This is a genomic window from Sinomonas sp. ASV486 (assembly GCF_030908215.1).
Classification (GTDB): domain Bacteria; phylum Actinomycetota; class Actinomycetes; order Actinomycetales; family Micrococcaceae; genus Sinomonas; species Sinomonas puerhi.
Genome location: NZ_JAVFJK010000004.1, coordinates 50,075 through 62,859, shown reverse-complemented (window position 1 = coordinate 62,859; position 12,785 = coordinate 50,075). Strand labels below are relative to the sequence as shown.

At 71.6% G+C, this 12,785-nt stretch carries 8 protein-coding genes; 3 read left to right on the top strand and 5 right to left on the bottom strand.

The window, feature by feature from the left end; translation table 11 throughout:
• Window positions 1-59: 59 nt before the first annotated feature.
• Window positions 60-728 carry a hypothetical protein gene (locus RBS60_RS06860; RefSeq protein ID WP_307956797.1) on the bottom strand — a complete coding sequence of 223 codons (669 nt, stop codon included), beginning with the start codon at window positions 726-728 and terminating at the stop codon, window positions 60-62.
• 116 nt (window positions 729-844) lie between these two features.
• Between RBS60_RS06860 and RBS60_RS06855 the strand changes: the two genes are divergently transcribed.
• The 3 genes from RBS60_RS06855 (at window position 845) to mgtA (ending at window position 5,088) form a co-directional block, all read left to right on the top strand.
• A complete protein-coding gene (locus RBS60_RS06855; protein WP_307956796.1) occupies window positions 845-1,456 on the top strand; it encodes a helix-turn-helix domain-containing protein in 612 nt (203 codons plus the stop codon).
• Window positions 1,453-2,193, top strand: a complete 741-nt coding sequence (locus tag RBS60_RS06850; RefSeq protein ID WP_307956795.1) for an SRPBCC domain-containing protein — start codon at window positions 1,453-1,455, stop codon at window positions 2,191-2,193. Before RBS60_RS06855 ends, RBS60_RS06850 begins: the two co-directional genes overlap by 4 nt.
• Window positions 2,194-2,349: 156 nt before the next feature.
• A complete protein-coding gene (gene mgtA, locus RBS60_RS06845) occupies window positions 2,350-5,088 on the top strand; it encodes a magnesium-translocating P-type ATPase (protein WP_307956794.1) in 2,739 nt (912 codons plus the stop codon).
• 98 nt (window positions 5,089-5,186) lie between these two features.
• Here the strand turns inward: mgtA and RBS60_RS06840 are convergent, their stop codons facing one another.
• The 4 genes from RBS60_RS06840 to RBS60_RS06825 all read right to left on the bottom strand — a co-directional run bounded on the left by RBS60_RS06840 (window position 5,187) and on the right by RBS60_RS06825 (window position 12,734).
• Window positions 5,187-6,041 (bottom strand): DNA-formamidopyrimidine glycosylase family protein, encoded by an 855-nt coding sequence (locus RBS60_RS06840; RefSeq protein ID WP_307956793.1) that lies wholly within the window; start codon window positions 6,039-6,041, stop codon window positions 5,187-5,189.
• A gap of 27 nt (window positions 6,042-6,068) precedes the next feature.
• Window positions 6,069-11,075 carry a DEAD/DEAH box helicase gene (locus RBS60_RS06835; protein WP_307956792.1) on the bottom strand — a complete coding sequence of 1,669 codons (5,007 nt, stop codon included), beginning with the start codon at window positions 11,073-11,075 and terminating at the stop codon, window positions 6,069-6,071.
• Window positions 11,076-11,206: 131 nt separating this feature from the next.
• The gene (locus RBS60_RS06830) at window positions 11,207-11,845 is read right to left on the bottom strand and encodes a DUF4232 domain-containing protein (protein ID WP_307956791.1); all 639 of its coding nucleotides are present in this window, start codon (window positions 11,843-11,845) and stop codon (window positions 11,207-11,209) included.
• A 136-nt stretch (window positions 11,846-11,981) separates the two neighbouring features.
• Entirely contained in the window at window positions 11,982-12,734 is a 753-nt protein-coding gene (locus RBS60_RS06825) for a YcnI family protein (protein ID WP_307956790.1), read from the bottom strand.
• Window positions 12,735-12,785: the final 51 nt, after the last annotated feature.

Here is a 12,785-nt window from a genome sequence, read left to right as displayed (position 1 = left end):
GTCCCATTCTGTGCGCGCAGCATGGGGCGCGCTAGGGACTTAGGACTGTCACAAGGCGCTTATGCGGGGCGTGCGGCCGGCCGCCGGCGTGCCCCCTCGGTGCGGCCCGCTAGGCGTCGGCCCACCGCCAAGAGCCAGAGGGGCCACCCGAGGTAGGCCGCCCCTCCGATCGCACCGCCCACGGCGTAGAGCACCGTCTGGAGTGCGGGCACGGTTCCGGCGGCGTATCCGGCGCCGACGATCGGCAGGGCCACGAGCATCCCGAGCCCGATCGCGCGGCCCCACTGGGCGAGCCGGCGCGGGTACCGGGGGCGGTTCGCGAGCTTGTGGTTGGCCACGGCCGCCCAGAGGGCCTGGCCGATGATGCCGACCATCGACACCGCGGTCGAGGGGCCGAACGGGATCATGTGGAAGGAGATCAGGATGCCGCTTGCGGCCGCCGCGACGGATCCGGCGGCCGTGGCCGCGAGAGCCGTCCTGCTCCACGGTCCATCACCGAGCCGGCGGTGGACCTGGATGATGGGCGGGATCGCGGCCAGAAAGAACAGTCCGCCGGTGAAGTCGTTGATTCCGCCGAAGATGTAGGGCCCGCCGCGGGGCACCTCGACGGCGTACATGGCGCCGAGCGCCGCCACGGCGACGATTCCGAGGCCGGCCGCCGTGTATGCGGCAACGCCCGCGGGAAGGTCCTGGGGGTGCTGGCCGAGGGGACTGCTGTCCGTGCGCATAGCTGCTCCTTCACCGGATGCCGCCCAGCCTCAGCTGATTCAAGGGTAAACGCCCGCTCGCACAGACAGTTGAAATCTCCTTGACAAACTAATTTGTCGGTTGGCACACTGGAGACATGCAAGATGTCGTCGTGATCGAGGATGCGGCCGCCGCCGCCGCGAGTCTTGACCCGCTCAGGGCGAGGCTCCTGCGGGAGCTGGCTACGCCGTCGTCCGCCGCCAGCCTCGCCGCGAGGGTGGGCCTGCCGCGGCAGAAGGTCAACTACCATCTGCGTTCGCTCGAGGAGCACGGGCTCGTGGCGCTCGTCGAGGAGCGGCGCAAGGGCAACGTCATGGAGCGCGTGCTCCAGGCCACGGCTGCCGCTTACGTCATCTCGCCCGCGGCGCTCGCGGTGGTCCAGCCCGACCCCGAGCACCTCCGCGACCGCTTCAGCGCCTACTGGCTCCTGGCCCTCGCCGCGCGGCTCGTGCGCGAGGTGGGGCGGCTGCTCTCGGGAGCCGTCGCGGCCAAGCAGCCGTTAGCCACCTTTGCGGTCGACGGCGAGATCACCTTCGCGTCCGCGGCCTCACGGGCCGACTTCGCAGAGGAACTCGCGGCCGAGGTGGCGCGGCTGGCCAAGAAATACCACGAACCAGAGGCGCCAGGCGGACGGAAGCACCGCCTCGTCGTCGCGCTTCATCCGACCCTCAGAGAAGACCAGAATCAACCCAAGGAAGTGCAGCCATGACCGAGAACCATCCCTTCGAGATCGTCCAGGACGTTGAGCTGGCCGCCGCGCCGGAGCGGATCTGGAAGGCCGTCACCGACGACACCGCCGCGTGGATGTTCCCGACCGACCAATGGCCGGCCGTGCGAACCGTCGACGAGCGCCCCGCGCACCTCGTGACCCGCATGGAGGGACCGGACGGCTGGTTCAACCAGCTCGAGCACGTCATCACCGCGGGACCGGACGGCGCCCACCTGCACTACGTCCACTCCGGCGTCCTCACCGACAACTGGGAGCAGCAGTACGACGGCGCCGCCAAGCACACCGCCTTCTACCTCCACACGCTCGGCGAGTACCTCACGCACTTCGACGGCCGCGCTGTGGTCTTCGTGGACGTCCAGGGACCCGACGGCGCGACCGCGCCCGACGCCTTCGAGGCCTTCCTCGCCTCGTTCGGGCTCAGCGGCGTGATTCCCGGCGAGAAGAAGGATCTGGACGTGCCCGGCCTCGGGCCAGTCGAGGCGACTGTTGACTACGCCAACGAGTACTTCCTCGGCCTGCGCACTGCGGATGCGATGGTGCGCGTGTTCGGCCGCAACCTCCTCGGCGACCGCGTGGGCCTGACCGTCCATGACTTCTCGCTCGGGTCCGGCGACTCGGTCGGTGGCGGCACCACCGCGGACGACGCCGCCCGGACGGCTCTCGCGGACCACCACGCCGCCGCGTGGGGCGCCTACCTCGGGAAGCTCTACGCCTAGCAACGACAGCCTGTTGCGGGGTCACCTATCCGGGATGAGGGGTCACCTCTCTAAACGGGGCATTCGCCGTCATAGAGACGTGACCCCGCATCGTTGGGTGGTGACCCCGCATCGGTAGGTCGCTGAACGGTCATCCGGGCCGCGTAGCATGACCCCGTGAGCACAGAGACGGTCTCAGAGAGACTTCAGCTGGCGGTCGCGGAGGCCGCGGCCATGCCGGCGCAGGGAGTCCTGGCAGCGCTGGGGACCTCGGTGCGCGGCCTGACCGAGGAGGAGGCCGCGCGGCGCCTCGCGCAGGGCGCGAACGTGCTTGAGGCCCATCGTGTGAGCTGGTTCCACGTGCTCGTGCGGCAGTTCGCGAGCCCGCTCCAGGCGCTTCTGGTGGCCGCCGCGGCCATGTCGTTCGCAACAGGGGACCAGCTCAACGCGACCATCATCATCGCGATCCTCCTCGGCAGTGCGCTGCTCGGATTCGCCAACGAGTTCCGCGCCGAGAAGACCGCGGCGGACCTCCACGAGCGGATCTCCCACACCGTCGTGGTGGTTCGCGACGGTGCAGAGCGCCAGCTCCCCGTGCGCGAGCTCGTTGCAGGGGACATCATCAGGATCGGCCTCGGCAACATCGTCCCCGCCGATGCCCGCGTGCTCGAAGCCATAGGCCTCGAAGCGGACGAGGGCGTCCTCACGGGCGAGTCCGCCGCCGTCGAGAAGTCCGCGGACCCTGTTCCCGAGGGCCCTGGTGGCGCCCGACCGGATCTCGCCGACCTGACCGACTGCCTCCTCATGGGCACCGTGATCCATGCGGGCTCGGCCCGCGCGGTCGTCACTGCGACGGGCCACGAGACCGAGTTCGGCAGGATCGCCGCGGGGCTCGCCCAGGGCGTGCCGGAGACGGGATTCCAGCGGGGACTCAAGGAGTTCTCGCTCATGCTCCTGTGGGTCGGAGTCTTCCTCACGGTCGGCATCCTCGTCATCAACCTGCTCCTGCAGCGGCCCTTCCTCGACTCGGTCCTGTTCTCCCTCGCGATTGCGGTGGGCATCACACCGCAGCTGCTGCCCGCCGTCGTGAGCACGTCCCTCGCCGCCGGCTCGCGGCTCCTTGCACAGCGCGGCGTCCTGGTCAAGCGGCTCCTCGCCATCGAGGACCTCGGCAACCTCGACGTCCTCATCACGGACAAGACGGGGACGCTCACCGAAGGCCGGATCGGCTTCGAGGAGGCCGTTCCCGCGGCGGGGGCGCCCGCAGGGGTGCCCTCGGACGACGCGGTGCGCCGGCTCACCGAGCTCGCTCTGCTGTGCTGCGAGGTCGATCCCTCAGTCCCCGGCGCGACAGGCGCCGGCCAGAACCCGGTCGACGAGGCCCTCTGGGAGGCCTTCCCCGATCTCCCCGCCGGGCTGACCGGTCGCACACGCCGGTCCATCCGCCCCTTCGATCACGAGACACGCACCATGGAGACCGTCGTAGCCTCGGCGATCGGGCCCGTGCGCATCCTCAAGGGCGCGCCCGAGGCGGTCATCACGGCCTGCACGAACGTGTCCGACGAGGACCGCGGCGCCCTTGACGAGCTGTTTCGTCGGGGTGCACGCGTGGTCGCCGTTGCGAGCGGGCCGGCCTCCGCGGACGGGACGCACGACGCCGCCGCGCCTCTCACGCTCGACGGCTTCCTGAGCTTCTTCGACAGGCCCAAGGCGGACGCCCGGGCGTCGCTCGCGAGGCTCGCCAGCCTCGCGGTGGACCTCAAGGTCGCCACGGGAGACAACGCGCTCGTGGCCGAGCACGTCGTCTCTGTGCTCAAGATGGACCCCGGAACCACCCTGACCGGCACCGAGATCGAGGCGATGGACGACGACGCCCTCGCCGCCGCCGCGCCCGGCGCGCGGATCTTCGCTCGAGTCTCCCCGGAGCAGAAGGCCCGCATCGTGACGGTCCTGCGGCGCACGCACTCCGTCGGGTTCCTCGGCGACGGCGTCAACGACGCCCTCGCGCTCAACCGCGCCGACGTCGGCATTTCCGTCGATTCGGCGACGGACGTCGCGAAGGATGCGGCCGACGTCGTGCTCCTCGAGAAGGACCTCGACGTCCTCGCCGACGGCGTCATGGGCGGCCGGCGCATCTTCGCCAACACGATCAAGTACCTGCTCATGGGCACGAGCAGCAACTTCGGCAACATGTTCTCTGCGGCCACAGCGAGCGCCTTCCTGAGCTTCCTGCCCATGCTGCCCGGTCAGATCCTGCTCAACAATCTGCTCTACGACTCGAGCCAGCTCGCCATCCCGACCGACGAGGTGGATCGCGAGCAGCTGCGCAAGCCCGCGCATTGGGACATCGCCGGGATCCGGCGCTTCATGATCGCCTTCGGCCCGATCTCATCGCTGTTCGACTTCGCTACGTTCGGCCTCATGCTGTGGGTGTTCCAGGCCGCGCCCGAGGAGTTCCGGGCGGGCTGGTTCGTCGAGTCGCTCGCGACCCAGACCCTTATCGTCTTCGTGATCCGCACGCGGCGCATCCCCTTCATGCGCAGCCGGGCCTCGGCCGCGCTCACCGCGAGCGTCCTGACCGTGGTGGCGATCGGCGCCATCCTGCCGTACACACCCATCGGCGACGTCGTGGGATTCCGGCCGCTCCCGGCGGACTTCTTCCTGGCGCTCGTGGGCATGGTGCTCCTGTACCTCGTGCTCGTGGAGACGGCCAAGCACTTTTACTACAGGGCCGAGGACGCCCGGGCGGCCCGCGAGGCGCCGACCCGGGCTAAGGAGTTCGCGGCCGCGAAGGCCGTGGGCCTGCACCACGGCCACGCGCGGGTCCGCCGCCGCGCCGCGCCTTTCCTTGTCCACACTGGCAGGCCGCGGTTCCGCCGCCCGCCCGTGAACGGGCGGGCGGCCGGGCCCCGCTGACCCCCGCGCACCGGGTGGGTTCTGCACGGTCTGGGGCCATCGCACCCTGCAGAGCGCAACAGGTGGCGGAAGGCGGTCGTGGCGTGGGCGGTGTGTGGTCAGCGGAGCGGCTGGCAGCTGGGGCAGAACCAGATGTCCCGCTCCCGGGTTTCGCCGATGTGGGTTCCAGTGCCGGGGGTCGGCTCGGCCAGAGTGCTGTGCTCGATCCTCGTGCGGCAGCGGAGGCACGGCTGGCCCGCACGCCCATAGACCCACGTGCTGTTGGGCGGCCCGAATCCGCCCACCGTGTTCCTCGGGCGGGACTTGTTGGCCTCGAGGAGCCGCTTGGCCGTCGCGATGATGCCGGGCAGGTCCGGCACCCGTCCGACCGGCGTCGCCGGGTGGACTCGCCCGAGGAAGCACACCTCGCAGCGGTAGATGTTGCCGATCCCCGCGAGGTTCCGCTGGTCGAGCAACGCGAGGCCGACGGCGCGCTCCGGCTGGCGGCGCACGTTCGCCTCGGCACGGGCCGCGTCCCAATCGGGTCCCAGCAGGTCCGGCCCGAGATGCCCGACGGCGCTGCCCTCCTGCGCTGTCGGGATCACCTCCAGCACACCGAGCGAGAACCCGACGGCGCTCGTGCCGTCTTCGGCCGTGAGCGCGACCCGGGCCGTGTGGCCGGGCTTGCGCCACCGTTGCCCGGCCGCGTAGACCTGCCAGCTGCCCTCCATCGATAGGTGGGAGTGGATGCTGAGGCGCCCGGCGTCGTCGTGCTCGTGCTGCCCGCCGGATCCCGGCGGGGCGAGCCGGTGCAGGAGATGCTTGCCGCGGGAGATGACCTCGATCACGGTCCAGCCCGCGAGGTCCAGCGTCGCGAAGGCGGGGACACGGAAGTCGCTCGCGGCGAGGCGCTTTCCCGCGAGGGCCGCGTGCATGGCCGTGGCGGCCTGGTAGACGTTGTCACCCTCGGGCATGGACCGCCCCGCACATCGCCTCTGCCCTCACGCCCGTATCCTCATGCCGCGCGGTGTTGAATACGCACCCGTGGAGGTGAGCGCCCGGGCGAGGGGAGTGTCGAGGAGGTCGTGGCCATTGACCTTCTCCATTGCGAGCTTGTCCACCGCCCCGCCGCGCACCACGTCGACGAGAGCACGCGCGGCTGGGGCCAGGACGTCCTCGTCGTCCGTGAAGGCGAGCAGCGTCTTCCCGCCGCGTTCCACGTACAGGGTGAGCGCGCCGTCGACCGTCACGACGAGCGCTCCCGCCTTCCGTCCGGGTCGGTGCCCCGTCGCGGCGCCCGGGACCTCGGGCCACGCGAGCGCGGCGCCGTACGGGTTGGCCGGGTCGGTGGCCGCGAGGGCAAGCGCGCCGTGCGCGGGAGCCTGGCCCGGATCGGTTGAGAGCACATCGTCGCGGGAGAACGTGCGCAGGCGGTCCACGGTGGCGGGGACCGCGAACTGGGCCGCGCCAAGCCTGTCGACGAAGTAGCCGCGCCGGCACACCCCAGACTCCTCGAGCCGTGAGAGGACCTTGTACAGCAGCCCGAATCCGCCGGCGACATTCTCGGCGGTAACCGAGCCGCGGGTGAGCACGCCGTAGCGGTCCATGAGCAGCTGGGCGAGAGCGTGCATCCTGACAGTCGTGTCGAGGTCAGTGTGGGGGACCGCGGACCAGCGTCCCACGGCCATGGGGGGCGTCGGGGCCGCGAGCGGTTCGAACCCGCGGCCGCCCAGCCCTCCGAGCCGGCCGGTGCGCGGCGGCCGCCCGTACCCGTAGGACCGGACCCTCGGGGTCCGCGACGGCTGCCGGTGCGCGGTGTGGCCCGCGTCGAGCATGGCGCGGACGGGGGCGAACGTGTCGCCGGTGAGGCGGCCGGCCCACACGAGGTCCCAGATGGCTTGGATCGCTGCCTCGTCCGAGAGCACTGAGTCCATCTGTCCTGCGCGGGCTGCGCCCGCTTCGGCCACTTGGCGGAAGAAGTACCCTCCGCCCCCGGCGAGGAAGTCGAGGATGCGCTGCTGGGCGTCGTCGGGGGTGAAGTCGGTGTCGGGGGCCAGCGTCAGGGCAGCCGAATCGGCCACGTGCAGGCTGATCCAGCCGTCATTGCCGGGGAGCGAGCCAGCACCCGTCCACAGGATCTCGCCGCTGGCCATGAGCTCGTCCAGGAGCGAGGGGGAGTAGTCCTGAATGCGCGATCGCAGGACGAGCGGCTCCCACGCGCTCGCGGGGATCGGCACGCCGGCGAGCTGGTCGACGACGGTCAGCACGCCGTCGTGCCCCTTGAGGGAGCCGCGCGGGCGCCCCTGTCCATGGCCGTCCCGCCTGCCGTCCTGAATCTGGCCGAGGTGCTGCCACGACGCGAGGAACCGGGCGAACGCACTCTGGTCCACGGGCTCGATGTCGGCCCGCAGGGCCGCGAGCGAGCGGCGCCGGATCTTCCGCAGGACCTCGGCGTCGCACCATTCCTCGGCGGGCGACGGCGCGGCGTCGCCGCTGCGGGGCCGGAAGCTCCCCTCGACGACGCGGCCGTCGGCGGCGAGCCGCCTGAGCGTCGTGTGCACGACGGCGACGCCGAGCCCCAGCCGCGCGGCAGCCTCGCCCGCCGCGAACGGTCCATGGGTGCGCGCGTAGCGCCCGACGAGGTCCCCGAGCGGATCGCCCACGGGCTCGATGAACGCGAGGGGAACGCCGATGGGCAGGGGAACGCCGAGGGCGTCCCGTAGCCGGGAGGCATCCTCGATCGCGGCATACCGTTCGGCGCCCGCAATGTTCACGACAAGGGCCCGCCGGGCAGCGACAAGCTCGTGAAGGTAAGCAGAGACCTCGGTGAGGTGCTCCGAAGCGCCGGAGACGGGGAGGGGGCTGCGGGCGTGGGGGGCGTCCGCGAAGGGGGCGGCGGCCCCCTCCCCGTCGGAGGCGCGAAGCCGCTCCGCGACCTCGTCGACGGACAGCGGCCCGAGCAGCCGGAGCAGGTCCGCGGCGCCCTCGAGCCCCTTGAGCTTGCGGTCCTCGGCGAGCCGCTGCAGTTCGCGCTCGGTCTGCTCGATGACCTTGGGGTCGAGGAGTTCGCTGAGCTCAGCGCGGCCGAGGAGCTCGTTGAGGAGCGTCGAGTCGAGGGACAGGGCGGCGGCGCGGCGCTCGGCGAGGGGCGAATCGCCCTCGTAGAGGAACTGGGCGACGTACCCGAACAGGAGCGAACGGGCGAACGGGGAGGGCTGCTGGGTGGTCGTCTCGACGAGCCTTAGCTCGCGCCGCTCCATGGCGGCCGCGACCTCGCGGAGCGCGGGGAGGTCGTAGACGTCTTGGAGGCATTCGCGCACTGCCTCGAGGATGATCGGGAACTGGGGGTACTTCTTGGCGACGTCGAGGAGCTGGGAGGAGCGCTGCCGCTGCTGCCACAGCGGCTGCCGTTTGCCGGGGTTCGGGCGGGGCAGGAGGAGCGCGCGGGCGGCGCACTCGCGGAATCGCGCGGCGAACAGGGCGGACCCGCCCACCTCCTCGGTCACGATCCCCTCGAGCTCGTCGGGCTCGAACACGAACAGCTCGGCGCCGGGCGGCTCGTCCTCCATCATGGGAACGCGCAGCACAATCCCGTCGTCCGCGGCCATCGCCGAGCCGTCGAGCCCGTACCGCTCGCTCAGCCGCCGCCCGACGGCGAGGGCCCACGGCGCGTGCACCGGCATTCCGAAGGGGGAGTGCAGCACCACCCGCCAGTCCCCGAGCTCGTCCTGGAACCGTTCGACCACGAGGGTCCGGTCGCTCGGGACGATCGAGGTGGCATGCTTCTGCTCGTCGAGGTACTGCAGCAGGTTCCCGGTCGCGAAGGCGTCCAGTCCGGCAGCCTCGATGCGCGCCGTCGCCCGTTCCCCGTCCGCGCCCGAGACCTCCCGCTGGAATGCGCCGAGCGCTCGCCCGAGCTCGATGGGCCGGCCGAGGCCGTCCCCCTTCCAGAACGGCAGCTTGCCGGGCTGGCCGAACGCGGGGGAGACGAGGACTCGGTCGTGCGTGATGTCTTCGATCTTCCAGCTCGTCGCGCCGAGGGCGAAGACGTCCCCGACCCGGGACTCGTAGACCATCTCCTCGTCGAGCTCGCCCACGCGGCGCCCACCCTTGGCGGCCTGCGACGCTGCGGACCCGGCGCCGGGCGCCTCCTGCTCGGTACCCACGATGTAGACGCCGAAGAGCCCGCGGTCCGGGATCGTCCCGCCGCTCGTGACGGCCAGCCGCTGCGCCCCCGGTCGGCCTTCGATGGAGCCCTCGGTGCGGTCCCACACGATGCGGGGGCGCAGCTCGGCGAACTCGTCGGAGGGGTACTTGCCTGAGAGGAGGTCGAGGGTCGCGTCGAAGGCGGAGCGCGGCAGGGTCGCGAACGGCGCGGACCGGCGCACGGTATCGAACCACTCCTCGACGTCGATGGGCCCGAGCGCGGTGGCCGCCACGGTCTGCTGTGCGAGGATGTCCAGCGGGTTGGCGGGGATGCGCAGGGCCTCGATCTGACCCGCGAGCATGCGCTCTACCGTGATGGCCGTGTGCACGAGGTCCGCCCGGTGCTTGGGGAACAGGACGCCCTGGCTGACCTCCCCGACCTGGTGCCCCGCGCGTCCGACCCGCTGGAGCCCCGAGGCGACCGAGGGTGGCGACTCGACCTGGATCACGAGGTCGACGAGCCCCATGTCGATGCCGAGCTCGAGGCTGCTTGTCGCGACGACGCAGCGCAGGCGCCCAGTCTTGAGGTCGTCCTCGATCTGAGCGCGCTGCTCCTTCGACACGGAGCCGTGGTGGGCGCGTGCGAGGACCGGGTCCGCGCCAGCGGTCTGGCCAGCCTGCGCCATCATCTCGGCGGGCGTGCGGGTCTGGTTTCGGCTCCGCTCAACCACGGTGGACACGGCGCGGCCCGCGCTCGTGATCCCGCGTTCTTCGTCTGGGAGCGGTTCATCCCACACGCTCGGCTGCATCCGCTCGGCGTAGATCTCGTTGAGACGCCCCGTGAGCCGTTCGGCGAGGCGGCGCGAGTTCGAGAACACGATCGTTGAGCGGTTCGCGAGGATGAGGTCAACGATCTTCTCCTCGACGTGCGGCCAGATCGACGCCTGCGGCTGCAGGCCCGACGCCGGCCCCATGTCATGCGCAGCGGCCGCGCCGGCCAGGTCGCTCATGTCTTCGACCGGCACCGTGACGGTGAGCTCCCACGTCTTCGCGGCCGGAGGCGCGACGATCTCGCACGGTGCCTGCCCCGCCAGGAACTGCGCGACCAGCTCGCGCGGCTCCACGGTGGCCGAGAGCCCGATCCGCTGGGCGGGCCTGGCGAGGATCGCGTCGAGCCGCTCGAGCGAGACGGCCAGATGGGCGCCCCGTTTCGTACCGGCAACTGCGTGCACCTCGTCGACGATCACCGTCTCGACCTCGGCCAGGGTCTCACGAGCCTGCGAGGTGAGCATGAGGTACAGCGACTCGGGCGTGGTGATGAGGATGTCCGGCGGGTTCGTCAGGAGCGCGCGCCGGTCCGATGCGGACGTGTCTCCGCTCCTCACCCCGACGCTCACCGCCGGGGCGGGCAGGCCGAGCCGGCGCGCGGTCTGCGAGATGCCGATGAGGGGGGCCCGCAGGTTCCGCTCGACGTCCACGCCGAGGGCTTTGAGGGGGGAGATGTACAGGACTCTGGTGTGGTTCTTGGGCGCACGACGGCGCCGCCCGCCCCGCGCGGCCGTCTCGCCCGCGTCCGGGGCCGCCGGCAGTGCGGTGGCGTCCAGCCCCGGAAGCGCGTCTCCGCGCTCGGCTCCCACCGCATGAGGTGCGCCGGAAGCGCCCGGCGACCCCGCGACGTCGTGCGCCAGGAGCCGGTCGAGGGACCACAGGAACGCCGCGAGCGTCTTGCCGGACCCGGTCGGGGCAACGACGAGCGCATGGCGGCCCGAGGAGATCGCCTCCCACGCGCCCGTCTGAGCGGGCGTGGGCTCCCGGAAGGAGCCGAGGAACCACGCGCGCGTCGCAGCACCGAAACGGTCCATGACCGCTGTGCTGCCCCCGCGAGGCTCTCCGCCCGGTTCCCGAATCACGGCACCATCATCCTCCACCCCACCGACAGTCCTCGGGGGAGCGGATCTTCACGCGACATGCGGCGCCGCAGGGACGCCCGCTGTCAGAACGGCTGGAACGCCCTGAGTGTCAGGAGGTGGATGTCTGCATTGCTGCACGCCGTTGCGGGGGCGGGGATGAACAGCGAGCCGTAGTCCTCCGGCGGGTACACGCGGTAGCCGGCGGCCGTGACGACGGTGCAGCCCTGGAAGTTGCCCGCCTGATGCAGGCCGAAGTCCGCGGCCCCGCTCTGTCCCGGCTGGAGCACGATCGGCACGACGGCCACCGATGTGTCCCTGTCCGCCGGCGCACCGATCGGATCGCCCGTGGGCCCGTTCGTGAGGGAGACCCCGGCGAAGCCCTCGAGCAGGCACGCCGTCTGCGACGTGTTCTTCAGGGCGATCTTCTGGTAGACGGTTCCCGCGGCTCCGCCACCGCCGGGCTGGAGGCTTCCCTCGAGCTGGGTCGAAAGGCACCGCGCAGGGCCGCCCGCGACGGGGGTGCCCGTATCGCTCGGTGACCCGGAGCCGCCGCCTGACGGCGTCCCGCTAGGCGAAGCGCTCGGGGACTGGGTTGCTGAGGGCGACGGCGATCCGGCGGTCTGCGACGAGGACGGTGCCGTCCCTCCCGAGCCGCAGCCGGCAAGCGCCGCAGCGAGCACGAGGGGTGACGCGAGGACGAAGGCGCGTTGGAAGCGGTTCATAGTCCCACGATTCACTCCAGTCACACTGGCGTCAAGGCACAATACGACCACGGTCCGAGGACACATCGGCCAACGGGGTCGGACCGCGTGGGGTGCACGCGGACCGACCCGGGCTGCAACGGCTGCGAGTGGCCGACTACGCCCTGCGGCCCCGCGTCCGGAAGAGTGCCACGCCGCCGAGGAGCAGCCCGGCCAGGCCGGCGCCGAGGCCCACCCAGCCTGCGGCGCTGCTACCCTCGGCGGTCGTCGAGGACGCCGGTTCGGCGGTGGCAAGGGCCTCGGTGGCGGTGTGGCCCGTGTGGGTGCCGCCCGCACTGGCCGCCGTGGCCGCCGCCGTCACGGTGATCGAGGGCGCGGGTGCCTTGAGCGAGTCATGGTCCTGGCCAGCAGCCGGGATCTCCTTCCAATCGGTCTGGCCCTGCTCACAGGTCTGCAGCGTCGGGAAGTACAGCGACCGGCCCGCGGCGTCGGCCGGGAGCTTGAGGCTCAGAACGAACGTGTCGCGCTGGTGGGGGTCCAGCGGTGTCTTGGCCGTGTAGACGATCTGCCCGGTCCGCTGGGTGATGGTCGCGCCGTCGGCCGTCTTCTGCGGCGTGTCGAGCTTCTGCGTGACCTTCTCGGCCATCCAGTTCGGATTGACCGTGGGCGTGGCGTCAGGGATCTCGGCGGGGAGCGAGATCGTGAGCTTCGTGGTGGGGCTGTCGCCGCAGCCATGCGGGATGGCCAGGGTGAGGAGGGTGGACGAGCCCGCCGCGGTGGACGTGGGGTCGATCCCCACGTGCGCGGATGCGGCCCCGGCTGCGGCCAGGAGGAGCCCGCCGGCGACGACGGCGGGGGCAACGGCGCGGGTGGCGCGGCGGGTTCGGGTGGTCTGGGTGGTGGTGTTCACAGCATGCCTTTCGCGGCGCGCAGCAGCGCGCCGGCGTGTCAGAAGGGTCCA